We start from the raw sequence: 24,422 nt of genomic DNA, 5'->3' as shown, positions 1-24,422 counted from the left end.
ATTTTCAGGCCTCGTTTACTGCTGCTGTCGCTTCGGCAAATTGCGTGCTGTACAGCTCCGCGTAGCGTCCATCCGCAGCGAGCAGTTCCGCGTGTGTGCCACGCTCCACAATGTTCCCTGCCTCCACCACCAAAATCTGGTCCGCAGCCCGGACCGTTGACAGCCGGTGGGCAATAACGACGGCGGTGCGACCTTCCAGGGCAGCGCCCAGAGCCGCCTGCACGGCGGCCTCGTTGGTTGAATCAAGTGCCGCCGTCGCCTCGTCCAGGATCACAACGCGGGGGGATGCGACCAGGAGCCGCGCGATGGTCAGGCGTTGACGCTCACCACCGGAGAGCCGGTAACCGCGCTCTCCCACAATGGTGTCCAACCCGTCGGGAAGCGACCGGATCATGGTTTCCAGTCGGGCCTTCCGGATGGCCTCCCACATGTCTTCTTCGGTCGCGTCTGGCCGGGCGAGGCGGAGGTTCGAGGCGATGCTTTCATGGAAGAGATGGCCATCCTGGGTGACCATGCCCAAGGTAGCGCGAAGGGAATCGAAAGTGACATCGCGGATGTCCAGGCCACCGGCCTGGGATCCGTCAGCGACGCCCTGGGCTGTGCCACCGAGCACCACGGCCCCGGAGTCGACGTCGTACAGGCGCGAAAGCAACTGGGCAATGGTGGATTTGCCGGCGCCGGAAGACCCTACCAGCGCCACAGTCTGGCCTGGTTCCACCCGGAAACTGATGCCGTGCAGGACCTCTTCGCCACCCCTGGTGTCTAGGGTGGAAACTTCTTCAAGCGAGGCCAGTGAGACTTTATCGGCTGCAGGATACGCAAAGCGCACATTGGCGAACTCAACTGCGACCGGTCCCTCGGGGACGGCACGGGCTGTCGGTTTTTCCTTGATGAGGGGTTCGAGGTCCAGGACCTCGAAGACCCGCTCGAAACTGACCAGGGCACTCATGATTTCAACGCGTGCGTTGGACAGGGCGGTCAACGGAGCATAGAGCCGCGTCAGGAGCAGGGCAAGGACCACAACGTCACCTGGTGCCAACTGTCCGTTGATGGCCAGCCACCCACCCAGGCCGTAGACCAGTGCCAGGGCCAGGGCAGAAACGAGTGTCAGCGCGGTAACAAAAGTGAACTGGAGCATCGCGGTGCGGACACCGATGTCGCGGACACGGTCTGCACGGACGGCGAACTCACGTGATTCCTCGTCCGGCCTGCCGAAGAGCTTGACCAGGGTGGCACCAGGCGCCGAGAACCGCTCCGTCATCTGCGTACCCATGGTGGCGTTGTGCTCTGCAGCTTCACGGCGCAGGGCGGCCAGGCGGGAACCCATCCGTCGCGCGGGAATCAGGAAAATGGGGAGCAACACCATGGCCAGTACCGTCACCTGCCACGACGTGCCGAGCATGACGATCAGCGTCAGGATCAGCGCCACCACATTGCTGACGACGCCGGAGAGAGTGCCAGCAAAGGCGGACTGGGCGCCGATCACATCGTTGTTGAGCCTGCTGACCAGCGCACCTGTCCGGGTGCGGGTAAAGAATGCAATAGGCATTTTCTGGACGTGGTCAAAGACCTTTGTGCGCAGGTCCAGAATGACCCCCTCGCCAATCTTCGAGGAAAACCAGCGGCTCAACAGACCAACCCCGGCCTCGGCGACCGCCACGAGGGCTATCAGAATGGCCAACCTGATGATCTGGTCGGTTCCCGATCCGGCGACAATTGCGTCCACAACCTGACCAGCAAGGACGGGCGTGGCAACGGCCAGGAAGGCCAGCACAATGGAGAGCAGGATAAAGGCAATCAACGTCGCACGGTAGGGCCTGGCAAAAGCGAAGACCCGCTTGAGCATGGCACGGGAAAACGGCCGGCGCCCATTTTTGGCCTGCGAGATGTTGTACAGCGAACTCCAGGCGACCCTGTCCATGCTCATGAGTGATTTTCCTTGGTATCGATGGAACGTTCGGTGACGACGCCGTCGTCTAGCTCCCAGCGAACATCCAACCGGACGTTCTCCAGAAGCCGCCTGTCGTGGGAGACCAGCAAAAGGGCGCCGTCATAGCTTTCCAGTGCCTCTTCAAGCTGTTCAATGGCAGGGAGGTCGAGGTGGTTGGTGGGCTCGTCCAGGACCAGCAGGTTGATTCCCCGGGCCTGCAGGAGAGCCAACGCTGCACGGGTGCGCTCACCAGGCGACAGCGAATCCACTGTCCTGGCCGTGTGGTCAGCTTTGAGGCCAAATTTGGCGAGCAGCGTGCGGACCTCAGCGCCGGTCAGGTCAGGCAGGGCAGCCTCGACCGCGTCGGCAAGAATCATATGTCCCGCCAGTAATCCCCGGGCTTGGTCAATCTCCCCGATAGCCACGGAGGCCCCCAAGGATGCTTCACCGGTATCCGGCGCCTGCACACCGAGCAGGAGCCGCAGGAGCGTAGACTTCCCAGCCCCGTTCGGGCCTGTGATACCAATGCGTTCGCCCGCGTTAAGCTGCAGGTTCACTGGACCAAGCGTGAATTCGCCCTGCCGTGCCACGACGTCACGCAGTGTCGCCACCACGGAACTGGAGCGCGGCGCCTGTCCAATGGAAAATTGCAGCTGCCATTCCTTCCGCGGTTCCTCCACCACATCAAGGCGCGCTATCCGCGACTCCATTTGACGGACTTTCTGGGCCTGCTTTTCAGAGGACTCGGTGGATGCCGCCCGCCGGATCTTGTCATTGTCGGGGCTCTTCTTCATGGCATTCCGGACGCCCTGGGAACTCCACTCACGCTGCGTTCGAGCCCTGCCCACTAGATCTGCTTTGGTGGCGGAGAACTCCTCGTACTTTTCCCGAGCGTGTTTGCGAGCGGTGGCACGTTCTGCCAGGAAAGCCTCGTAGCCGCCGTCGTAAACGGTGACTGCGTTCTGTGCCTGGTCCAGCTCCACCACTGTGCTCACGCAACCAGCCAGAAACTCCCTGTCGTGCGAGACCAGGACAACGCCGCCGCGCAGGCCCTTGATGAAGTTCTCCAGCCGAGCCAGGCCCGCCATGTCCAAATCATTGGTGGGCTCATCCAGGAGGACAATATCAAAACGGCTCAGCAGCAAGGCCGCGAGCGCCACCCGTGCGGCCTGTCCGCCAGAGAGTCCCGCCATCCCGGCGTCCGCCCCCACGTCAAGGCCAAGATCTGCAAGGACAGCTGGTACCCGGTCCTCAAGATCGGCAGCACCGGAGGCCATCCACCTGTCGAACGCCGCAGAGTAGGAATCGTCCGATCCGGGAGCTCCTGAACCTAGCGCATCGGCAGCGGATTCCATGTCCAGAGTGGCCTGCCGGCACCCCGTGCGTCGTTCGATGTAACCGGCTACGCTTTCGCCCACCACCCGTTCATGCTCCTGGGGAAGCCATCCCACAAAGGCATCCTGGGGAGCTAGGCTCACCGTACCTGCCTGCGGCTCATCCACGCCGGCAAGAATGCGGAGGAGGGTGGTTTTTCCTGCCCCGTTGGCACCCATCACGCCGACAACATCGCCCGGCGCAACGGTCAGGGAAAGCCCGGAAAAAAGTGTGCGGTGGTCGTGTCCGCCAGCCAGGTCTTTGGCTACGAGTGTGGCAGTCATGCGTTAGTCCTTTCGCCCCCGGCCACGGTCCGTGGGCCAGCAAGAGGGCATAAAAGAACCCGCCGGTCCGGACTTGGGGGGTGTACGGACCAGCGGGTTCCTGAATGACTTTACTCCTCTCTGGCCGGTACGTAAAATCAGTTACCCACAGCAGCGGAACGTCAACGGGTAGAATTGACTAGTCCAGACCACCAGTGAAAGTGATGGCCCATGCCCTTGTCCGCAAAAGCCTTCCAGCGCTGGCTCAACGGTGTGGCGCCTGCTGTGAGCACCGCCGATGTATGCCGGCTTGCAGGCATTAAACGGACCACTCTGGCCCAGCAACTGGTCCGCGGGAAAGTTGCCGAGTCCAGTGTCGTGGCTATCAGCAGGGCCTTTGGCAGCAATCCCCTTGAAGCCCTGTCCTTCTTTGATAACTATCGGGTGCTTGCTGGGGCGCCCGTTGCACCGACCCCGAAGGAACTGGTCAGCCAGGTTTCCACTGACGATCTGCTCCGGACTGTTCTGGCCGGGCCGCTCGCAGCAGGAGACGCCGGATACTTTCCTGGCACACCGGCGCCCGGTCGTGCGCAGCTACCTGCCCTGAGTGCCCCGCCGCACCGGACATCCGTTCGGAACTGGGTAGATGCCGTTGACGACGGCGAACTCCGCCACCGCGTATCGGCAGCCACTGGCGTAGCAGCTCAGAATTATTCAGCGCAGCTCAGTGCCAACCGCCTGGCACCGGAACTGGCACTAGCAACGTCCATTGCAGCCGGCGTGGGACCAGCTGGTGGGCTGGTTGCCTCTGGCCTTGTCACCGAACCAGAGGCAGGATGGCCAGCAGATGCCCGCAGCCGCGCCCTCTCCAGCCTCTCCCCCGGTGATCTGAGCGCTTTGGCCGGCGAGCGCCTGCAAGCCTTGGGACGGGCCCTCCGGCGCCAGGAACACGATCAACGCCAAACCGAACGGATCTGGGAGAACCTCGGATGATTCTGACCCTGCAGTGGATTACCCTGCTGAGCTGCACAGCAGTCACTGTGGCACGAATTCCCAGTGCGCTGCGAAAGGAGAACCGTTCCCTGTTCGCGATCTTTGCACTTATGGCGCTGGCTGTCCTGCTGAGTATCGAGGCGCCGTACCTGGCCATTGACGGGGCCCTGGGCGGTTTCAACCTGGCCAACCTAGCGCTGCGCCTTGTCATCTTCGGCGCCCTCATGGCTGTCGGCTACCGGATCGCCAAGGGTTTCGGGACAGCATGGACCCATCGGTTGATCATTGGACCCCCGGGGTGGGTGGCCCTGGGAGTCTGCGTTGCTGCCGTTAGCGTCCTCTTCGTCCTGTTGGACACTTCTGTCTCGGCGGTTGGCATGCACCAGGAACCGGGTACGGCTGCTCATCAGCAAGTGCTGCTGGAATATTATGGGGCCGTTGGCAGGCTCTACCCCGCCTACGTGGTTGCGGCCCTCCTCCCCAGCATGTTCCGCACCGCCCTGGGGAATTTTCCAGTGCTGATCCGGATCGCTGCGCTGTTGCTGTCCCTGGGCTCGGTCGCCATTATCCTTACCCTCGGTTTCCCGTTCATTCCGGTAGCGTTTTCAGCGCTGATGTACATCCTGAACTACACGGCCATCCTCTGCTTCGTGGCGGGCCTCGCCATGATCTGGATGACGAAGCTGATAGGAAAACGACGGCCGCAGCGCTCCACGCCGACAGTTACCAAAAGTTAACCGTCCCGGCTTTCACATAAACATTAGACGTGACAGAATTACGAATGTGTGAAGCCGCCGGGGCCATGGCTGTCTGAACGGGGATGTTTTCGTCAGCTGTGGCCCGGCTTCACATTCGCATTGGGGGGATGAGTGGTGGCGGGCCGTTGGGGTCCCGCCCCCACTCAGCCTATTTAACGGCCAGTGCCAGACGATGGCGCAGAGGGGGCACCACAGCTGACCACCGCGCCTTGGCCCCTAGCGCCGTGCGAACCTCAGTGTCACCAGCTGGAAGGGCCGCAGCACCAGGTCCACCCGGCCTGCAGTACCGGGGTCCATGGATCCACCGCTGGCAGGAACCAGCCAGGGTGCAGCAACACGCCGTTCCAGAAGATCCACGGCCCACACCTCAGCTACCGGAAACCCCGCCGCGACCAAACCAGCCGAACGCTGGCCCAATGATTCGTAGAGCCGCACAATGACATCACCGGATCCGTCTTCGGCAAGCTTGACGGCTTCTACCACCAGCGCCGGGTTGTCTGCTGATACCAAAGGATCGCTGGAATCCTGTCCACGATGAATCCGCGGCAACAGGTTGGTGCGATACCCCTCCTCCACGGCATCGGCAATGTCGGCACCCGGACGGATGGTGACGTCCAGCGTGTGCTGGCCTGCATCAGCCGTGGGATCCGGGAACTTGGGCGCGCGCAGCAGCGACAGTCGCACGGTGGTGGTGGTACCGCCGTCGTGGTCCCTGACGTTGCGGGTGACGTCGTGACCATAGGTAGCGGCGTTGCTGATGGCCACGCCGTAGCCCGGCTCGCCCACGTGGATCCACCGATGAGCGCATATCTCGAACTTTGCCGCCTCCCAGGAAGTATTGACGTGGGTGGCCCGTTGGACATGTCCAAATTGGGTTTCCGCCGATGAATGGCCTGCGCGGACATCCAGGGGGAAGCCGAGCTTGAGCAACTTCTCCCTCTCCTGCCAGTCAACGGCCGTGCTGATGGCCAGCGAGGCGCTTCCGGCAGAGAGCGTGATTCGCTGCGTCACGGCCGAGGTACCAGCCAGCCGTTCAACAATGACGACGGCGGCATGCGCGTCCTCCTCAACGCGGACGCTTACCGCGGTAGTCACCTGGGTGACGTTGCGGCGGTAAAAGCTGTCAATATCCCACGCATCCCATTCGTTGGGGGTATCTCGGTGCAGCTCAAGGAGGTTTCCACGCTCCCCTGGGGCGATCGCCTCCCGGCCGCTAGCATGGTCCACCAACGATTCGAGCAGGCCAGAAGCATCCACCACGGCACGGATCACGCCATTGTCCAGCACTGTGGCATCGCCATGGCGGGTCACCGTAACGTCCCCAGTCCACTGCATGGGTCCTGCCGCCAGCGCGGCTACACCGGCCCGTGAGTGCGGGGCTGCGTTGGCCAGGAGGGGCACCGCACCGGTGCCCAATGCTGCAGTTAGCGCAGAGGAAATAATCTGCTCAAGCTCGGCTGTGATGGCTGCATAGTTTCGTTCAGCATCCTGGTGGACCCAGGCAATCGAACTTCCCGGCAGGATGTCGTGGAACTGCTGGAGCAGCACCAGGCGCCAGAGCCGCTTAAGGTCCGCCGCCGGGTAGGACGCACCCTTTTTCACGGTGGCAACCGTGCACCAGAGCTCGGCTTCCCTGAGGAGATGTTCCGTACGGCGGTTTCCCGCCTTGGTACCCGCCTGGGTTGTGTAGGTGCCCCGGTGCAGCTCAAGGTACATCTCACCCACCCAGACCGGAAGGTTGCGGTACTCCTGCTGTGCCGTGGTGAAGAAATCCGTGGCCGAACCTAGCCGAACCTTTGGGGAGCCCTCCAGGTCTGCCGTTCGCCTGGCGGCGGCAAGCATCTCCCGGGTAGGACCTCCACCGCCGTCGCCATAGCCGAAGGGCACAAGGGAACTGGCGCCATGGCCATGGTCACGATAATTGCGCTCTGCGTGGGCGAGTTCACCGCCGCTGAGCTGGGAGTTGTAGGTGTCCACCGGCGGGAAATGGGTGAAAAGCCGTGTTCCGTCGATACCTTCCCATTCAAAAGAGTGATGCGGCATCTTGTTGACCTGGTTCCAGGAAATCTTCTGGGTCAGGAACCAGTCACTACCGGCCGATTTGACGATCTGCGGCAGGGCACCCGAGTAGCCAAAGGAATCAGGCAACCAGGACTCCCTGGTGTCGACGCCAAATTCGTCGAGGAAAAACATCTTGCCTTCGATGAACTGCCTGGCCATTGCCTCGCTACCAGGCATATTGGTGTCCGCTTCCACCCACATGCCTCCCACAGGGACAAACTGACCGGCGGCAACCTTCTCCTTAATTCGCACAAACAATTCCGGGTAGTAGTCCCGCATCCAGGCGAGCTGCTGGGCTGAGGAACAGGAAAACACAAAATCTGAATCCTCGTCCATCAGGGCGACAACGTTGGAAAAGGTCCTGGCGCACTTGCGGATGGTTTCACGCACGGGCCAGAGCCAGGCGGAATCAATATGCGCGTGGCCAGTAGCAACTATGTTGTGCGCACTGGCATTGGCTGGCTGGTGCAACACACCTGCGATCACTTCCCTGGCTGTTGCGGCGCTTTCCGCTACGTCGTCGGGGTCGAGGATGTCCAGCATCTGCTCCAGGGCCCGCAGGATCAGGTGCCGTCGTGGTTGATCAACAGGGAGTTCGAGCATCAGACCACGCAGCGCCGTCACATCCTGTTCGAGTTCCCAGACGGTCACGTCACGTTCTGCGAGCGCAATGCGGCCCAATGTGTACTGCGGTTCCGTGCCAGCCGTGGCTCGGTCGCCGTAGGGGTTTGCCGCAAAGGTCCACCCCTGGGCCACATCCGGGTTGGCGGCGGCCTCGACGTAAAAATCCACTGTGGCACCCGCACGTGCCAGGTCCACGGGGACGTACTGGTTGCGAGGGGAAATGGCCTTGATGATGGTGGCGTCGGGCCGCCAGGCTATTCCCTCGCACTGAAAGCCGGGGTCCTCGGCCGTGAAGCCCAGGTCAACTATCACTTCCAGGTCGGTACCTGCGGCACAACCCCAGCCAGCTGGCACTTCGCCTTCGATGTGCAACCACAGTGTGCTCCAGGGCGTACCCCACGCCACACCGTGCTCCTGCGGCGTAAAGTCCTGGGACAGTGCGTCGGTTGCCGGCACAGGTTCACCCGGGACCTCCCAGCTACTGAGTGTCATCGGCGCGAACCGCCGGTACACGGCAGGCGAAATCCGCTCACGCAAGAAGCGTTCAAGCCGGAGTTCGGTGATCTGGCGGTCGTCGTGCACTACGTACCCTCTTTATTGCGTGGCGGGAACCCTCACCGGATCCATTCGTTGGAAGAAAATCTACGGTGCTGCTGCGACCACGCAAAATGGCCTCGCCGTCACCTACCGATGCATCGAGGGCTCAGGGTGTCGCCGCGACAGGGGTACTGATGCGCTGGATCCCGCTATACACGTTCAGGCTTATCCCCCTGCTGAAGCCCACGAGAGTGATGCCACTGTCCTCGGCGAGTTCCACAGCCAGGCTTGACGGGGCACTCACGGCAGCCAGCACCGGTATCCCTGCCATGGCCGCTTTCTGGACAAGTTCAAAAGAAGCCCTGCCCGAAACCTGCAGGACCATTCCGGACAGTGGAAGCAGCTTCTCGCGCAGGGCCCACCCCACCACCTTGTCCACGGCGTTGTGACGTCCCACGTCCTCGCGCAGGCACAGCAGGTCTGCCCCGCCGTCGGCCGTCAACCGGAAAAGCCCCGCTGCGTGGACCCCGCCCGTACGCTCAAAAAGCTCCTGGGATTCCCGGAGCCGGTCCGGCAGGCAGGCAAGAAGAGCTGCGGGAAGTGCAGCAGGCTCAGCCGTCACCGGATGCCGTGAGGATTTGTGGACAGCCTCGATTGAATCCGTTCCGCAGATGCCGCAGGAGCTGGAGGTGTAGAAGGTACGTCCTTTTTCGGGAAGCACCACATCCGGGCGCAGTTGGGCCTCGACAACGTTGAAGGTCTGGACTCCGTCCTCATCTTCGCCGGCACAGAAGCGCAGCGAGACCAGCTGCTCCGGTTCCCAGATAATGCCCTCGGAGACCAGGAAGCCTGCCACGAGGTCAAAGTCGTGGCCAGGAGTGCGCATGGTGACGGCAAACGAGGTGCCACCAAGCCTGATTTCCAGCGGTTCCTCCACGGCCAGGACATCCTCCCGCGCCCGTACGGGGAACTCCAGTGCTGCAGTGCTGCCGTCAAGGACAACCCGGTGGATCCGGCGTCGTTGGGTCAACCGCCCCATCAGTTCTCCTTGTCCAGGTGGGGTACAAACCTGATGGTCATGGCCTTGAACCCTGGAGTGTTTGATTCCCGGGCAACCAGTTCCCGGTGCACCAGGGCGTTGGCTTCGGGGAAGTATGCGGCAGCGCATCCCTTGGCCGTGGGGTAGGACACCAGGGCAAACCTGTCGGCCCGCCGCTCCGTGAGTGTTCCATCGCTTCCCCGGAACGAAGAGATAACATCCACCAGGTCCCTGTCGCCAAATCCCAGCTCGGAGAGATCGTCCGGGTGGACCAAGATCACCCGCCTGCCCTGGGATACGCCACGGTAGCGGTCATCGAGTCCGTAGATGGTGGTGTTGTACTGATCGTGGCTGCGCACTGTCTGCAGGATGAGGTGGCCTGGTGGCGCCTCCAGGAATTCCAGGGGACGTACCGAGAAGTGCGCCTTGCCCGATTCCGTCGCAAAGCTCCGTTTGTCCCTGGGCGGATTGGGCAGCACAAACCCATTTTTGGTCCGGACCCTGGTATTGAAGTCCGCAAACCCGGGCACAACCCGGGACACGGAATCACGGATGCGGTCATAGTCCTCCGCCAGCTCGCGCCACGGCACGGCATGGTCCGCGCCCAGGGTTGCCTCGGCCATCCGGGCAACGATCACTGGCTCGCTGAGGAGGTGATCGGAGACCGGCGTGAGGCGTCCCTGCGTGGATTTAATCACGGACATGGAGTCCTCCACAGAGAGGAATTGTTTACCCGTGGGGTGTTTGTCATCGGTATCGGTGCGGCCAAGGGTAGGCAGGATCAGGGAGGTTACACCGTGCACCACGTGGGATCTGTTGGGTTTGGTGGAGATGTGCACTGTGAGGCCGGTGCGCTGCAATCCGGCCTCCAACGGGCCAGAGTCCGATCCCGCTGAGGCAAAGTTTCCGCCCATGGAAACAAAGACATCCACCTCGCCTCGTTCGAGCGCTGTCTGGGTCTCCACCGAGTCGTGCCCGTGGGCGCGCGGGCTGGTGATGCCGAATTCGAGATCCAGGCTGGCCAGGAACTTCTCACTGGGCTTCTCCCAGATTCCCATGGTCCTGTCGCCCTGGACATTGGAGTGCCCGCGGACCGGGCAGGCGCCGGCGCCGTGCTTGCCGAAGTTGCCCTGCAGGAGCAGCAGGTTGACGATCTCGCGGAGCGTATCGACCGAATGGGGCTGCTGGGTCAGGCCCAGTGCCCAGCAGATGGTTGTGGCTTTGGAGCTCGCCAGCATCTGGGCTGCATCCCTGATTTGGCCTTGGGTAAGTCCCGTGGCCCGCTCTGTCAGTTCCCAGTTCAAGGTGCTGCGGGCTTCCCGATACGCCGCAAAACCCTGCGTTTGCTCGGCAATGAAGGAATGGTCGACGACGGTTCCCGGGTTTTCTTCCTCGGCCTGCAGGAGCAGGTGCCCCAGCGCCTGGAACAGGGCGAGGTCTCCGCCCACCTTGATCTGCAGGAAGCTGTCCGCGATGGTGGATCCTGCCCCCAGCACTCCGCTGACTGCCTGCGGATCGCGGAAGTTCATCAACCCAGCTTCCGGAAGTGGATTGATTGCCATGACACGGCCACCGTTGTCACGGCAGTCACTGAGCGCTGACAGCATCCGGGGATGATTGGTGCCCGGGTTCTGGCCCACCACCAGCACCAGTTCCGCATGATGGATGTCCTCGAGTGAGACAGTGCCCTTGCCAATGCCAATCGTGGGGTTCAGGGCAGAGCCGGAGGACTCGTGGCACATGTTGGAGCAGTCCGGGAGATTGTTGGTGCCCAGGCTCCGGGCAAAGAGTTGGTACAGGAAAGCTGTTTCATTTGCAGTCCTTCCGGATGTGTAGAACACACACCGGTCCGGAGTAGTCGCCTGGATGTGCTCCGCGACCAGATCGAAGGCATCTTGCCAGCTGATGGCGGAGTAGTGTGTGTCCCCCGGCCTGATGACCACGGGTTCAGTGATCCTGCCCTGGTTGCCCAACCAGTATTGGGTTTTTTCGGCAAGGTCCGCAATGGAATGTTCAGCCCAAAAAGCCGGCGTGACCTCTCGTGTGGTGTTCTCCTCGGCTATTGCCTTGGCACCGTTTTCGCAGAATTCTGCTGGCTTGCGCCGCCCCGTAATGGATTCTGGCCAGGCGCAGCCGGGGCAGTCGAACCCACCGTGCTGATTGACCCGCAGCAGGGACCGCGCAGTTCGGCCCACTCCGGCCTGTGAATAGCCCCGTTCCAAAGCAACCGCGACAGCGGTCAGTCCGGCCGCGCTCGACTTTGGGTCGTGGATTTTAAGGTCATCTTCGTTGACGTCCTGCTGTGGTGGCTTCCTATTCATAGTGCCATCATCCCAAGGACTGCCGCTGCAAGCCAGCAACCCCAGCCCTGGCCCGGCGCATCGTGCGATCAGGGACTCAGATCTCCCGGTTCTAGGAGGGCGCTCCAGTCCACCGGGCCTGCGGCTTTCTCTCGCCGGACCCGCGGCTTGCGGACCTGCGACGCTGCTGCCGTCTTCGCAAGGGCTGTGGAAAGATACCCCGCGCGCCAGGGTAGTTCAAGCGCGGGAACTTTCTCACCCAGCTGGACACCGTGCGGCGGAACCACAAGGAGGCCATCGGCCGAGGCAAGTCCGCGCAGCATTCCCGAGCCTACCCGGTTCGCAGGTGAGGCCATCCCGTACACCAGGCGGAACGGAACCACCCTCGTGGGGCCGGTACTTGCGTCAATGACTGTGCCAGACGGGACATCCAACGCTGGAGCCTGACGCCTGTTCGCAAGCGCCGCAAGCAATGGTTCGCCAATGGTTACCAGCGCCACCATCGCGGCCAATGGATTGCCCGGCAGGCCCAGGATGTAACGGCCATCAGGCAGTTCAGCCAACAGCGTCGGATGCCCGGGTCGCATGGCGATACCGTCCACTAACAGATTCCCGCCCAGTTCACGGATCACGCTGCGCAGGTGATCCGTAGCGGAGCGCCCCGTGCCGCCGGTGGTGATGACGACGTCGGCTGGCAGTTCCTGCGGACCGCTTTCCTCCAGAGCCTTCAACCACTCTTCATACGAGTCGCCGATCCGTTGCTGGCCAGCCGGTATACCGCCCAAAAGGTTCACCACGTGTCCCAACTGCGGTCCAAATGCATCGCGGACCTGCCCTGGTTCTGGACGTCCCTGCAGGATGACCTCAGCACCCGTATAAAGGAGACGGACCAGCGGCTTGCCCTCAACAGCCAGTGAGTCCACACCAGCCAGGGCTGCGAGGGCAACGTGGGCGGGAGAGAGTAGCGTGCCCACTGGCACCAGATCCTCTCCTACCCGGGCCTCGGTTGCCGCTGGCCTGACGTGCTGGCCATTCTTGGGTTCCCCTGGCCGTGCCGTCCCGCCAGCGGCGATCACAGCAAGTCCGTCGTCGTCAGTTGTCCTGAGTGCACTTTCCGATCGCAGGACGGCTTTCGCGCCGGGCGGCATGAGCCCACCGGTGGCGATGGCGGACCCCTGATGTGGGCTCAACCGCTCCCCTGCAGGCACAATGATCCACGGTCCGGTGCCGTTTACGGCCCACCCGTCCATGGCCGCTGATGCGTAGTGCGGCATGTCCTGTGCGGCCCGGAGGGGTTCTTTGAGGACACGGCCAATAGCTTCTGCAAGGGGAACGGCTGACGTCCGGACAGGCTCTGCCGCAGCGGCAACCTGCCTGGCCTCCTGCCAGGAGTGCTCTAGGTGCCTGGCGCCCACGGCCTCGTGGACTGCCGGCTGAAGCGGACCGGGGACAGGAATCTCGTTCACTCCGCCTTGTCCGCACCAAGGGTCTCGTTGCCCGTCACTCCGGAATGGACCCTCCCCGGTTCTGACTCTGCCGGCCGCCGACGTTCAACAGCCTCGCGGGCTACCCGCAATGCAGCGCCCATGGCGACACTGTCCGTTGCCTGACCGGTTCCAGCCGCGAGGCCTGCCGCAAAACCGGCAATGAAGGTTGTGAGCGGCGCTGCGGGTCGAATAACGGAATGGGCTGCAATACCCGCGAGGGACAGGATCGCAGCCGGGTCTAGGTCAACATCCTCCAGCTCAAAAGCTGTGAGCAACTCCTGGCACCACTGCTGCAAAATCTCGTCCTGGCTTGTCACCGTCTGCCTCCAAAGCATCCTAGGTTGCCGGCGCTGCCGGATCGTTGCGCTGCGTGGCTGCGGTAACTCCCAATACCTCTGCCTGGTGCCAGGTATCGACGTCGTCGGTGCTCCCCTCAGGTACGGGGACTGCCACGAGTTCAAGATTAGCAAGCAGGGCGCGTACAGACGCATTGATGAGCGTTCCTGAAGCGTCGAGCCCAGCCGCCACCTCAGTTAACACATCTGTGTCATAGAATCCAGCGAGGTGTTGACGGTGCCCGTCCCCGGCGTCGGCAACCACACCGTCAACGTCGCCCGGGAGCTCGAACGCACCAAGCAGGGCGCCAATGGCCGAGGAAGCGAACGGCATGTCACACGCAAGGACCAACGTCCACCGCGCGGGAGCCTGACCATCGCCAGCCAGCGCCGCGAGTCCTGCAGCGATCCCAGCGGCCGGCCCGGAAAAATGCGGATCCTCCCGGGCAAAAAGGGCCTCCGCTGCCAGCCATGGCATCGTCGGCCCCACCACAACTGTCCGTCGCGCTCCAGCGTGAGCTGTAGCCTGGACGGCCCGGCGCAAGAGTGTCTCGCCGTGGTAGACCAGCGTAGCCTTGGGGATTCCGCCAAGACGTGAGGACCGCCCGCCAGCTAGGACTATGGCGTCGAATTCCATTCGATCAGCGTACCGCCCACGCCCGTGATTCTTATGCTGCCGACGGCGGACGCAGGAACTCGGTCCAGTCAGCTGCAGGCTTTTCAAGTTCCTTGATCTGCCAAATCGCCCCATGCGGTGGTCCGGGCACAAATCCGAGCCGCCATCCCATCTCCCCGGGGGTATGGTTTCCTTTGGCATTGTTGCAGCGCAGGCACGCTGCGACGAGGTTCTCCCAAGAGTCGGCACCGCCACGGGACCGTGGATGAACGTGATCTATGGTGTGGGCGGTCTTGTCGCAGTACGCACATCTGTGGCCGTCCCTGCGCAACACTCCCCTCCGGCTGACTGGGGTGCTCACGTTGTACCGGGGCCTGACGTACCTGTTCAACAGAATGACCGACGGCCTTGCCAGAATCTCCTGCGGACCAACCACCGGCTCCCCGGACTCTGCAATAACACTGGCCTTCCCTGCCAGCACAAGCACCAGCGCCCGGCGGAAGCTCACAACCGCCAGCGGTTCATATCCAGCATTCAGAACGAGAGTGCGCATGCACGTACCTCTTCGGGGCCGCACCCGTCAGGGGCACGAGGGCCGGCTGCCCCCGGCATGTCCGGGCTATGGATCGACAAGTACAGAGTAAACAGCAGATCCCCTGATGAACTAATCCACCCCGGAGAAGCCTGTTAACGGCCGAAGGACCCACACCCTGGGGTGCGGGTCCTTCAAGAGCAAGCTGGTCAGCCGTTGACGCGGACGAATGTGGGCCCTGAGCCCACGTTGACACTGAAGAGAATCGTGGAGCCGTTAAAGCCGCCATGCACTGCCTGGCCGTTGCCAGCGTAGATCGCAACGTGGGCAGCACCTGCCCCGCCATCGGCGTAGTAGACGATATCGCCCGGCTGGGCCTCGGCAGCACTCACGGTGCGGCCAAGCGACAAGTACCCGGCGGGCCAGTCGTGGAAGTTGATACCAACCGCTGCGAGGGAGTTGGACACCAGGGCTGTGCAGTCCTGGTTAATACCGATCTGCGCGTAGGCGGCCGAGAGGATGGCGCCACCGATTCCATTGGACGCCGCAGGGGCAGCCGGAGCGGAAGATTTCGGAGTGACTGTGACAGCGGGGGCGGCGGGGGCTGCGGGGGCTGCTGCAGCAACCGGTGCAGCAGGAGTGACTGCACCGGCGGGTGCTGCCTGTACAGCGGGGGCGACCTCCGCAGTTACGGCAGCCGGAGCCTCGACAACCTCTGGCTCGGGGGCCACAACAGGGGCAGGGCTTGTGGTGACTGACGGCTTCTCAAATGAGATGGCCACTGTCGATTCGGCCGAAATGACCGAACTGGTGGAGGACTGAACGGCCAGGGTGGACGCCGGTGCAGCTTCACGCGGAGCTGTTGGCTCAGCCGCGTTGGCAGCGATTGCGCTAGTCAGGACGAGCCCGGAAGCAGCGGCAATAACAGCAGCCTGACGCCCCATGGTGCCAGCATTGGAGCTTACGGACTTGGCGATTACCGCCAGCGAGGTGGTCGAGGTGACTTCCGCGCGGTGCCTTGCTATGACACGAGTGGTCATGGGTACTCTCTTTCCTTTTCCCTGGGACTGTTGGGAGTCCTGGGCCTTTGGGCAAACGGCCGGCGTCAGGGACTGCCGTGCCGTGCTGCCCTGTACGGGGATTTAGCCTGGAGGGATCTAGCGGACGGTGTAAAAGGAGCTGCTGCCGGTTGCGGCCACGGCGTGCAACAGGGTGCCCTGTGACGGGTTGAGTGCGCTGACCATCATGCCGTTGCCGACGTAGATTCCCACGTGGGCTCCGCCGTTCTGCATGACCAGGTCACCGGGCTGCGGGTTGGACGTGGGAGTCATGGAGTTCCACGCATTGACGCGGGGAATGCTGATTCCGGCCTGGGCATAGACCCACTGCGTGAAACCTGAGCAGTCCCAGCCGCCTGGTGTGGTTCCGCCCCACACGTAAGGGCTGCCAATCCCGGTGTAGGCGATTCCAGCCAAGCCGGCGGCTGCAGCAGAAGGCCCTGATTTCGCGGGCGCCGGCTCAGCGGCAGCTGCCGGTGATGCCTGCGCGGCTGGGGCTGACGACGCCGTTGCTACGTCTGTGGTGCCCGAAGCTGTCCGCTCTACTGTCGCCGGGGTGGCGCCTGCCTCGGCAACGCGCTCCACGACTGGCTCCGGAACGGGTTCAACGACGGGGGCGGGTGTCGTGGTGACAACCAGGCGCTCGAAGCTTACAAGTGCAGTCGGAGCAGCGGTGATGGCCGCAGCGGACACCGACACAGTCTCCGTGGAAGCAGAGACGCCCACGGCGGTGTCTGCGGCTGTGGCCGGGAGGCCAGCGGCAAGGACAAGTCCTGACGCTGCTGCGATGACAGCAGCTTGGCGGCCTACGGTTCCAGCGTTTGCGCTGACAGTGCGTGAAAGCGTGCCCAGAGGATTGGTGTGGACCGCAAGGGCACGGTGGCGCGCGGCAGTAGTGCGTGAAGACAAGAAGGTGGCCTCTCCCAGTGCCTGCGAGGTGAGCTGTCGGATTCGGATGGGAGTCACCCGGCCGCGCGATCTCTAGGCGAGATTTTGCGACTTAACCCCAAGGCTTTCCCGAAAGAAAGCCACAATTGGTTCCCCCGCCCCTGCCAGACGAATTAATGCGAACGGATCATGAGTGGTGGCAGAGCTAGGCAATCCACCCATGAGCGCCAGCCTCGGAAAAGCTGGTGCGGTCTAAACGGTACAACAGTTTGACAGCAATGTCACGTTCTGATCACGGGGCTTGGCACCTCCGCGAGAGCGTTCCATCGTTTGGCTCAGAGCCAGCCAATCGGGTCGACAACGTCGCCGTTCATCTGGACCTCAAAGTGGAGGTGGCAGCCGGTCGATGCGCCAGTGGTGCCGCTCAGGGCAAGCACCTCACCACGGGTGAGCTTCTGGCCAACCTTGACAGTAAAGGAGGACAGGTGGTTGTAGGTAGTTTCAAGTCCGTTGCCATGGTCGACAACAACGCGGTTGCCACCCCCATACTCGTGCCATCCAGCGAAAGTGACGGTGCCACTTGCTGCAGCCTTTACTTCTGTTCCGCACTGGGCCACATAGTCCTGGCCTCGGTGGAATTCTCCGGAACCGCCAGTGATGGGGCTGACCCGGTAACCAAAGGGCGAAGATGTCGCCATGACATCCAGCGGCGCACCTAGCGTACCGGCGGTCGATGCAGCTGTGATGGGTCCAGCGGACTGGGCGGACAAGAGTGCCTTGAGCTTGCCGTCTGGATCGGCCTGCGTTGAAACGGCAGTGCGGCTGAAGTCAATAACAGCCCCGGCATCCGCGGAAATCTGCGGCTTGGGGATTGCAGTGGCGGCGATTGCCGCTGTCTCTGCGGGCTGGGCCTGAGCTGTGAGCGGGCCCGCCAAGGGCATCGTTACCGTCAGCAAGAGACCGGCCGCTGCGAGTGCAGCACCGGCTTTCTGGCCTATCCCGCTGGCCGCTGCGAAATCCGTCACCTGGCGGTAAGGGCTTCGACGCAGGCGCGCTGCCCGCTGTGGATCTCGTGGGCGGTCCACAGCGGTTACTCCGGCGCGCACGTGCACCGGAGCGGGGCCTGTCGCGCGGCGGCGACCCCTGGGGTTCTGCGTAGTCAAGAATGTTTCCTCTCTGGATAGCCTGCGGAGTTAGCTGTCGGATTCGGATCAGAGAGTTAGTCGACCCGGTCCACTGAGCCAAACCGGTTGTCGCACAGGGGTCCCCCGATGGGACTTTCCAATGGACCGGCATGGCGCTGCGGACTTCACCCCAAGACCGTCTTGTGACGGTCATTCGTGGTTCCCCCGCCCCTGCCAGTAGGTACTTCATGCGCACCATCTGCTGGCAAGGCTCGGCTTCAGATGATGTGGCTCGTATAACGCTTGGGTATCAGCGTTGCACTTAAACTATAGGCGACAACGGGACTCAGTAACAATTCCGTTATAATCTGTGGATAACCCGCAGGGTTCCAGAATCGACCTCAGCCGACCTTAACAAAAACGTGGGCTGCAACCTCAGACGGCAGTTCCAGTGCGCCATCAATCCCTGCGACGCGCACAGCAATGTAGTCGCCCGTGCGCCCCAGCGTCACGCGGACACCAGGCCGGATTCCGCCCTCATCAAGCTGGACTAAAAGCTCCGGATCCACCTGGATGGGCTCGGCCAGCCGAACCACCGTAATCGTAGAATCAGCTGCATAGCCGTTCATGGCCTGCACCAGGTTGACCACTCCCTCGGTGAAGGCAGCCGCCGGCTTGCCCCCCAGGGCGGCGAGCCCCGGGATCGGGTTCCCGTACGGCGATTCGGTGGGGTGGTCCAGAAGTTCGTAGATGCGGCGTTCCACCCGTTCGCTCATGACATGCTCCCAGCGACAGGCTTCATCATGGACGTAAGCCCAGTCCAGGCCGATCACGTCGGCAAGAAGCCGTTCAGCAAGACGGTGCTTACGCATAACCTCCGTGGCCCGCTTTCGGCCGGTCTCCGTGAGCTCAAGGTGGCGGTCGCCACTGACCACCACAAGACCATCACGTTCCATCCGACCAATCGTTTGGGAGACGGTTGGCCCGGAGTGCCGCAGCCGTTCCGCGATACGCGCCCGCAGGGCGACGATGTTTTCTTCTTCCAGCTCCAAAATGGTCCGAAGATACATCTCGGTGGTATCGATCAGATCGGTCATCCAGCTCAGCTCCTCGAGCGCATCAATTCAGCGTTCTTTGCACCGGTGTCCAGTTCAGCGGTGCCACATCCATCAAAGTCCAAGCCTAGCCTATTTTGAATAGGTCCGGATAATTCGGGCGTCGCCCAGACCCGTGTCTCAGGGAGCGGACTTCGAGGCGCTGGGGGAGCCTCCAAAAGTGTAGTCAGGCACAATATAGGAGACGGCTTTGCTGTTACGCAGCCCTCCGGCCTCATCCTGCCCCTTGCCCACGCCCACGCCCACGATAATCGGAGCCCCTGTGAGTGACCCCAGCGTAACCATCCCAACCCATCTCCTGCCCAACGACGGACGTTTCGGTGCAGGGCCTTCAAAGGTTCGCCCAGAACAGATGGCAGCCCTTTCGGCGGCTTCCACAACTATTCTTGGCACCTCGCACCGGCAGGCTCCGGTCAAGGATCTGGTCGGTTCCGTGCGTTCCGGGCTCAGTTCCTTCTTCCGCGCACCTGAGGGCTACGAGGTGGTTCTGGGAGTCGGTGGTTCCACAGCGTTCTGGGACGTCGCGGCGTTTGGCCTGGTGGACACCAAGGCCCAGCACCTGTCCTTCGGTGAGTTTGGCTCGAAATTTGCCGCGGCCACGAACAAGGCGCCCTTCCTTGACGAGTCCTCCATCATCACGTCCGTGCCCGGTACCCGTCCCGCTCCGCGCGCGGAGGAAGGCGTTGATGTCTATGCGTGGCCGCAGAACGAGACCTCCACAGGGGTTGCCGCTCCCGTAAAGCGGGTGAGCGGGGCCGATCCGCAGTCCTTGCTGGTCATCGATGCCACCTCTGCAGCTGGCGGTCTCGACGTGGACGTCTCCGAGGCGGATGTCTACTACTTCGCCCCGCAGAAGAACTTTGCGTCCGACGGCGGCCTCTGGCTTGGCTTGTTCTCACCCGCAGCACTGGAACGCGCAGCCAAGATCAGTAGCAGCGGGCGCTGGGTTCCCGATTTCCTGAACCTCCAGACCGCCATTGACAACTCACGGCTGAACCAGACGTACAACACTCCCGCACTGTCCACGCTGGTGAGCCTGGACGCCCAGGTCCAGTGGCTCAACGAACAGGGCGGATTGGATTTTGCGGCGGCCCGGACAGCCGATTCTGCCGGCCGGCTCTACTCTTGGGCCGAGTCCTCGCCGTACGCCACGCCCTTTGTTGCGGACCCTGCGGATCGTTCAAACGTGATCGTCACCATCGATTTCGATGATTCAGTGGATGCCACGACTGTGGCCAGGGTCCTTCGCGCCAACGGCATTGTGGATACTGAGCCTTACCGCAAACTCGGGCGCAACCAGCTCCGGATTGCAACCTTTGTTGCTATTGAGCCGGATGACATCACGACGCTGACTGCCGCAATCGACTATGTTGTGGGGCAGCTTCGGCAGTAGTTCCCAGTCGTGAGACGCCGATGGCGCCGGTTCCACGAACCGGCGCCATCAGCGTCTTCCCTGCGTGGCCCCGCAGCAACAAGAGGCCATCGCGGGAGCCGAATCAGTCGGCGTCGTCGGCCAACCGCGACCAGGCGGCGTCGGCCTCCCGGTCTTCGTCGTCCTCAGTCTCGTCGTCGCCTTCGGGGGCCGAAGACTGCGCCCCTGCCAGGTCGTCGCTGCCGGCAGCGACGGGACCATCGCCGGCAGAATCGTTCTCGGAATCCTGGGCGTCCTCAGGCCGGACACGCTCCGCCCACGGCACCCACACAGGAGCAAGGACCGACGCCTCGGACGGCAAAAGCCCGAGCTCGTTAACTGTCACCGACTTTGAGCGGGAATTACGGGTCAAAACCGCGTACCACTGCCATCCTGGATACCCCGCGAGCCGGCATTCAAACAGGTGCGTGACCAGCCTGTCGCCCTCGCTGCGCGCACCCTGATGGGCGCCGACCGCTGCAGGGGACGTGATCGATTCAATGGCAGTCCGTGCAGAATCCTGGGCCGCTGCCAGGAAAGCATCGGGTTTCCCGGTACGCCAGGCGGGCACTGCCCGTCGCGCCGGAGGCACTGTGCTCTCGGGTTCCGCAGGCTTCCGCGCAGGAAAGTCCATGTCGAGATCCACGGCAGACCTACGCGTCCAGCTCGTCGGCAACTTTTCGCAGTGCGGCGGCAATTGCCTTGCCCTTGTTACCTTCCGGATATTTGCCGGCCGAAAGCGTGCCGGAAAGATCATCCAGAACTGATACAAGATCCTGGACTAGCGGCGCCAGGTCGCGGGCGCCGGTCCTCTTCGCTTTGGCCAGCGAGGGAGTCTTTTCCAACACCCTAAGGCCCAGCGCCTGCGCTCCCTTGCGACCGTCGGCAACGCCGAACTCGACCCGTGTTCCGGGCTTGAGGTCCGTCAGGCCGTCGGGCAACGACGACTTGGGCAGGAAGACCTCCTGGCCGTCCTCCCCCGCGAGGAATCCAAAACCTTTGTCCTTGTCATACCACTTGACCTTGCCAGTAGGCACGTAATCAACCTTCTTCGTTCTGTCCTGTTCAAGACACGTCCCTGAGTCCACTGCGCATCCGCTCCGTTGGGCGGGTTCAGGGCTTGGACACCCGGACCGTGTTGGTCTGTTCGGTCAAGGTTATCCTGCCGGACCATGTTCTTCCGCAATAGACAGCGCCGTCGACGTCGGTCCGAGCGGTCGCGGGGCTGTTAGCGTTACCTGCATGATCCCTTCACGGAGCAGGCGGCCACTTACCGCAGTGGCCGCCCTGGTGGCAGTCCTTTCCCTGGCAGCAGTGGGAAGCGTCATGGTGCTGGCGTTCATGAATATCACTGCTCCGGTCTGGGTCACCTCGGCTGCCCTCTACGGCCTGCCCCTTGCTTTCCTTCTCATGCTGGTCCTGGTGGTGGATGCTGTGGTGGGGCGCCGTAGGGCTGGAAACCGGCCAAGATCATGAGCCACCGCTGATGTCGATGATCCAGGCACTTGGCCAGGAACTGTCCGCCCGCAGTGACGATTCCCTGCGTGAACTCTTCGCCGCCCGCCCTGACCTCATGGCCCCCGCAGCACACGACTTTTCCACCCTTGCAGCGCGGGCCAGCGCCAGGGTCAGCGTCCAGCGTGCGCTGGAACGACTCAGCCGTCCTGAAATGCAGGTCCTGGAAACGCTGCACCTGTGCACCAACACTGACACCGGCCACAGCGCATCCGTCGCTGGCTTGCGGAAGTTGATCAGCGGGTCCACGCTTGTGGCGTTGGAGCCACTTCTGGCGAACCTGCAGGCGCTTGCGCTGATCCATCGGGCAGAACCGCCCCACGGGACGGTAGCCGGTCGGCAGAAGTTCTACCTGCCAGTTGCCAGCCTGAAGGACGTCTTGGGGATCTATCCGGCGGGCCTTGGCCGGAGCTACACCGAACTGGTGCGCCTGCAGCCGTCCTTCGCCCAGCATGCCGTGGATCTGGTCAGTGAACTCAGAAGTGCAGGGCAGGACCTGCATGCGGCCACCACCCCAATGGAAGCCGCCCTCGCGCTGCAACAGTGGACCGCCTCACCAGCGGCGCTGCAACGAATCCTTGCCGACGCGCCAGACCGGACGCCCGCACTGCTGGCAAAATTCGGACACTGGGCGATGGGCGCGGTTCCCAAGGCCCAGCGCAAGACATCCCTGGCGCAATCCTCCCCTGCAGGTCCCGTCGACTGGCTCCTGGCACGTGGCCTCCTGGTCCCCCTGGACGCATCCCATGTGGAACTGCCGCACAGTGTAGGACTGGCACTCCGCGGCGGAGCGATCATCACAGACTTTTCCCTTCACCCGCCCCGCCCTCAACTGGGCACCACCAGCGCCATGCTCCGCCGCAACGCAGCATTGGGGTCCGTTGCCGAGACCCTCCGCCTGATTGGCGAGCTCCTCGGATCGATCCAGCGGCATCCGCTGACAACCCTGCGCAGCGGTGGAGTCGGCGTCCGCGAACTGAAACGGCTGGCCGATTCGCTCAGGCTGGATACGGCCAAGACCGCAGTCCTGGCCGAGATCGCCGCGCTGGCTGGATTGCTGCGGCTGGATGTCGACAGCTCATCATGGATCCAGCCACCTGACCTTGAGTGGCTTGCGCTGCCACGCCAGGAGCAATGGTTGTGGCTGGTAACAGCCTGGCTTACCAGCGAGCGGGTCCCGTCCCTTGTGGGACAGCCTGTGGCAGGGCACGTCACGGCGGACGTTTCCCGGGCCACCGGTGGACAGGTCAACGTGCTCTCGGCCGAGGCCCAGCGCCCCGATGCGCCGTTGGTCCGCCGCAGGATCCTGGAGGTCCTGTTGGAACTCAGCACCGAGGCGGATCCTGGCGATGGTACGGCGCCAGTTGTCGACGCAGCAGCCGTGATGGAGCGGGCAGAGTGGTCGCAGCCGCGGATGTCCCGCAGGTTCAGTTCCCTGATCCGTGGAGTCCTGGCAGAAGCCGAACTTCTGGGCCTGGTGGGCTCTGGCGCCCTGAGTCAGCTGGGAAGCGCCGTTGCGACCGACCGCCACCAGGATGCTTTGGCGCTCCTGGGGAACCACCTGCCGGCCGAGGTTGAGCATGTCCTGCTGCAGGCTGATCTCACCGCCATCGCACCGGGGTACCTGGCCCCCCGGATCGCTGCAACGCTGCTACTCATGTCCGACGCCGAAGGGCAGGGTCCGGCAACCACCTTCAGGTTCTCCGCCACGACCATCAGGCGGGCCCTCGATTCCGGGCTGGACGCCACCGCCATCCTCGGGTTCCTCCAGGAGAATTCGGCAACAGCGGTTCCACAGCCCCTTGAGTACCTCATTGCGGACACGGCTTCCCGGCACGGTCAGGTGAAGGTTGGACCTGCCGCGAGTTTCATCCAAAGTTCAGACGAAGGTGCGCTGGAGCGTATCCTTGCGGCTGCCCCAGCTGCTGGCATCCATGTGGTCCAGCTGGCACCTACTGTGCTGGTCTCCACCACAGCCCCTCGGGAGGTTGCCAGGGCCCTGCGGGACATGGGAGTCTCCCCCGCCGTCGACGACGCCCAGCCAGCGCTTCTCCGCGTCCGCCGCAGCATAGCGGCGCCGGGAAGCGTGCGGCCCGTCTATTCTCCCCCAGGTGCGCCACCGCCCGATGGCGAGATCACTGCACAGATCGCCCTGCTGCGAGGAGAAGCCGCAACCGTTCACGGCGGGCCGGGACAGCCGTCGTTGGACAGTGCCAGCGAGGCGGCTCCACACCTGGGGCTGGAAAGCCTGGCACAGGCCATCCGGCTTGGCCGGGCTGTGATCATGAACGTTGTCGACAGTGCCGGGAACGAGAGCAGCGAACGCGTTGTTCCCCTGTCAGCCGGAGGTGGCCGTGTCCGGGTCCACGATCCAGCCAGGGATACGGAACGGGTTATCTCCGTCCATCGCATTATTGACGTCCAGGCAACAGAGGAACACGACCTATGAGAACCATCTGCGC

The 24,422-nt window shown here is 63.0% G+C and carries 20 protein-coding genes and 2 riboswitches; of the genes, 5 read left to right on the top strand and 15 right to left on the bottom strand.

From position 1 onward, the window contains the following. Positions 1–4: 4 nt before the first annotated feature. Together QMG79_RS02410 and QMG79_RS02405 are read right to left on the bottom strand one after the other, a co-directional pair. Positions 5–1,927 (bottom strand): ABC transporter ATP-binding protein, encoded by a 1,923-nt coding sequence (locus QMG79_RS02410; RefSeq protein WP_283536972.1) that lies wholly within the window; start codon positions 1,925–1,927, stop codon positions 5–7. Further along, a complete protein-coding gene (locus tag QMG79_RS02405) occupies positions 1,924–3,588 on the bottom strand; it encodes an ABC-F family ATP-binding cassette domain-containing protein (protein WP_283536971.1) in 1,665 nt (554 codons plus the stop codon). The genes QMG79_RS02410 and QMG79_RS02405 overlap by 4 nt, the downstream gene beginning before the upstream one ends. A 210-nt stretch (positions 3,589–3,798) precedes the next feature. Between QMG79_RS02405 and QMG79_RS02400 the strand changes: the two genes are divergently transcribed. Together QMG79_RS02400 and QMG79_RS02395 are read left to right on the top strand one after the other, a co-directional pair. Continuing rightward, complete coding sequence (locus QMG79_RS02400) at positions 3,799–4,560, top strand: hypothetical protein (RefSeq protein WP_283536970.1); 762 nt, start codon at positions 3,799–3,801, stop codon at positions 4,558–4,560. Further along, a complete protein-coding gene (locus tag QMG79_RS02395) occupies positions 4,557–5,297 on the top strand; it encodes a hypothetical protein (RefSeq protein ID WP_283536969.1) in 741 nt (246 codons plus the stop codon). The genes QMG79_RS02400 and QMG79_RS02395 overlap by 4 nt, the downstream gene beginning before the upstream one ends. 237 nt (positions 5,298–5,534) lie before the next feature. Here the strand turns inward: QMG79_RS02395 and QMG79_RS02390 are convergent, their stop codons facing one another. From QMG79_RS02390 to QMG79_RS02340, 11 genes are all read right to left on the bottom strand, one after another. After that, a complete protein-coding gene (locus QMG79_RS02390) occupies positions 5,535–8,585 on the bottom strand; it encodes an alpha-mannosidase (RefSeq protein WP_283536968.1) in 3,051 nt (1,016 codons plus the stop codon). A 121-nt stretch (positions 8,586–8,706) separates the two neighbouring features. Further along, positions 8,707–9,579: a formate dehydrogenase accessory sulfurtransferase FdhD gene (gene fdhD / locus QMG79_RS02385; protein WP_283536967.1), complete on the bottom strand. Its 873-nt coding sequence runs from the start codon at positions 9,577–9,579 to the stop codon at positions 8,707–8,709. Further along, complete coding sequence (locus QMG79_RS02380; protein ID WP_283536966.1) at positions 9,579–11,900, bottom strand: FdhF/YdeP family oxidoreductase; 2,322 nt, start codon at positions 11,898–11,900, stop codon at positions 9,579–9,581. The genes fdhD and QMG79_RS02380 overlap by 1 nt, the downstream gene beginning before the upstream one ends. 68 nt (positions 11,901–11,968) lie before the next feature. Further along, positions 11,969–13,336 carry a molybdopterin molybdotransferase MoeA gene (locus tag QMG79_RS02375; RefSeq protein WP_502934692.1) on the bottom strand — a complete coding sequence of 456 codons (1,368 nt, stop codon included), beginning with the start codon at positions 13,334–13,336 and terminating at the stop codon, positions 11,969–11,971. A 5-nt stretch (positions 13,337–13,341) separates the two neighbouring features. Further along, entirely contained in the window at positions 13,342–13,683 is a 342-nt protein-coding gene (locus tag QMG79_RS02370; protein WP_283536964.1) for a DUF6457 domain-containing protein, read from the bottom strand. 19 nt (positions 13,684–13,702) lie between these two features. Further along, the gene (gene mobA, locus QMG79_RS02365; protein WP_283536963.1) at positions 13,703–14,338 is read right to left on the bottom strand and encodes a molybdenum cofactor guanylyltransferase; all 636 of its coding nucleotides are present in this window, start codon (positions 14,336–14,338) and stop codon (positions 13,703–13,705) included. A 31-nt stretch (positions 14,339–14,369) separates the two neighbouring features. Beyond that, positions 14,370–14,870 (bottom strand): HNH endonuclease, encoded by a 501-nt coding sequence (locus QMG79_RS02360; protein WP_283536962.1) that lies wholly within the window; start codon positions 14,868–14,870, stop codon positions 14,370–14,372. 188 nt (positions 14,871–15,058) lie between these two features. Beyond that, positions 15,059–15,889: an NlpC/P60 family protein gene (locus QMG79_RS02355; protein WP_283536961.1), complete on the bottom strand. Its 831-nt coding sequence runs from the start codon at positions 15,887–15,889 to the stop codon at positions 15,059–15,061. A 117-nt stretch (positions 15,890–16,006) separates the two neighbouring features. Next, positions 16,007–16,816 carry a C40 family peptidase gene (locus tag QMG79_RS02350; RefSeq protein WP_283536960.1) on the bottom strand — a complete coding sequence of 270 codons (810 nt, stop codon included), beginning with the start codon at positions 16,814–16,816 and terminating at the stop codon, positions 16,007–16,009. Positions 16,817–16,820: 4 nt separating this feature from the next. Next, a riboswitch (cyclic di-AMP (ydaO/yuaA leader) is annotated at positions 16,821–16,986 on the bottom strand. Between the two features lie 144 nt (positions 16,987–17,130). Next, positions 17,131–17,958 (bottom strand): M23 family metallopeptidase, encoded by an 828-nt coding sequence (locus QMG79_RS02345; RefSeq protein WP_283536959.1) that lies wholly within the window; start codon positions 17,956–17,958, stop codon positions 17,131–17,133. Positions 17,959–17,962: 4 nt separating this feature from the next. Next, a riboswitch (cyclic di-AMP (ydaO/yuaA leader) is annotated at positions 17,963–18,207 on the bottom strand. Between the two features lie 113 nt (positions 18,208–18,320). Then, on the bottom strand, positions 18,321–19,016 hold the full coding sequence (locus QMG79_RS02340) for an iron-dependent transcriptional repressor DtxR (protein ID WP_283536958.1): 696 nt from the start codon (positions 19,014–19,016) through the stop codon (positions 18,321–18,323). A gap of 280 nt (positions 19,017–19,296) precedes the next feature. Here QMG79_RS02340 and serC point away from each other — a divergent pair, with 280 nt between their 5' ends. After that, positions 19,297–20,427, top strand: a complete 1,131-nt coding sequence (gene serC / locus QMG79_RS02335; protein ID WP_283536957.1) for a phosphoserine transaminase — start codon at positions 19,297–19,299, stop codon at positions 20,425–20,427. 103 nt (positions 20,428–20,530) lie between these two features. Here the strand turns inward: serC and QMG79_RS02330 are convergent, their stop codons facing one another. Together QMG79_RS02330 and QMG79_RS02325 are read right to left on the bottom strand one after the other, a co-directional pair. Continuing rightward, the gene (locus QMG79_RS02330) at positions 20,531–21,079 is read right to left on the bottom strand and encodes a DUF3027 domain-containing protein (protein ID WP_283536956.1); all 549 of its coding nucleotides are present in this window, start codon (positions 21,077–21,079) and stop codon (positions 20,531–20,533) included. Between the two features lie 19 nt (positions 21,080–21,098). Continuing rightward, positions 21,099–21,482 carry a cold-shock protein gene (locus QMG79_RS02325; RefSeq protein WP_283536955.1) on the bottom strand — a complete coding sequence of 128 codons (384 nt, stop codon included), beginning with the start codon at positions 21,480–21,482 and terminating at the stop codon, positions 21,099–21,101. Positions 21,483–21,687: 205 nt separating this feature from the next. Between QMG79_RS02325 and QMG79_RS02320 the strand changes: the two genes are divergently transcribed. Both QMG79_RS02320 and QMG79_RS02315 read left to right on the top strand, forming a co-directional pair. Continuing rightward, positions 21,688–21,921 carry a hypothetical protein gene (locus QMG79_RS02320; RefSeq protein ID WP_283536954.1) on the top strand — a complete coding sequence of 78 codons (234 nt, stop codon included), beginning with the start codon at positions 21,688–21,690 and terminating at the stop codon, positions 21,919–21,921. 10 nt (positions 21,922–21,931) lie between these two features. Next, positions 21,932–24,409, top strand: coding sequence for a helicase-associated domain-containing protein (locus tag QMG79_RS02315; protein ID WP_283536953.1), 2,478 nt, complete (start codon positions 21,932–21,934; stop codon positions 24,407–24,409). Positions 24,410–24,422 lie beyond the last annotated feature (13 nt).

This window comes from Pseudarthrobacter sp. PS3-L1 (genome assembly GCF_030063285.1).
In the GTDB taxonomy this organism is placed as follows: domain Bacteria; phylum Actinomycetota; class Actinomycetes; order Actinomycetales; family Micrococcaceae; genus Arthrobacter.
Note: the sequence above shows the minus strand (reverse complement) of the source record. Positions and strands in the feature narration are given on the sequence as shown.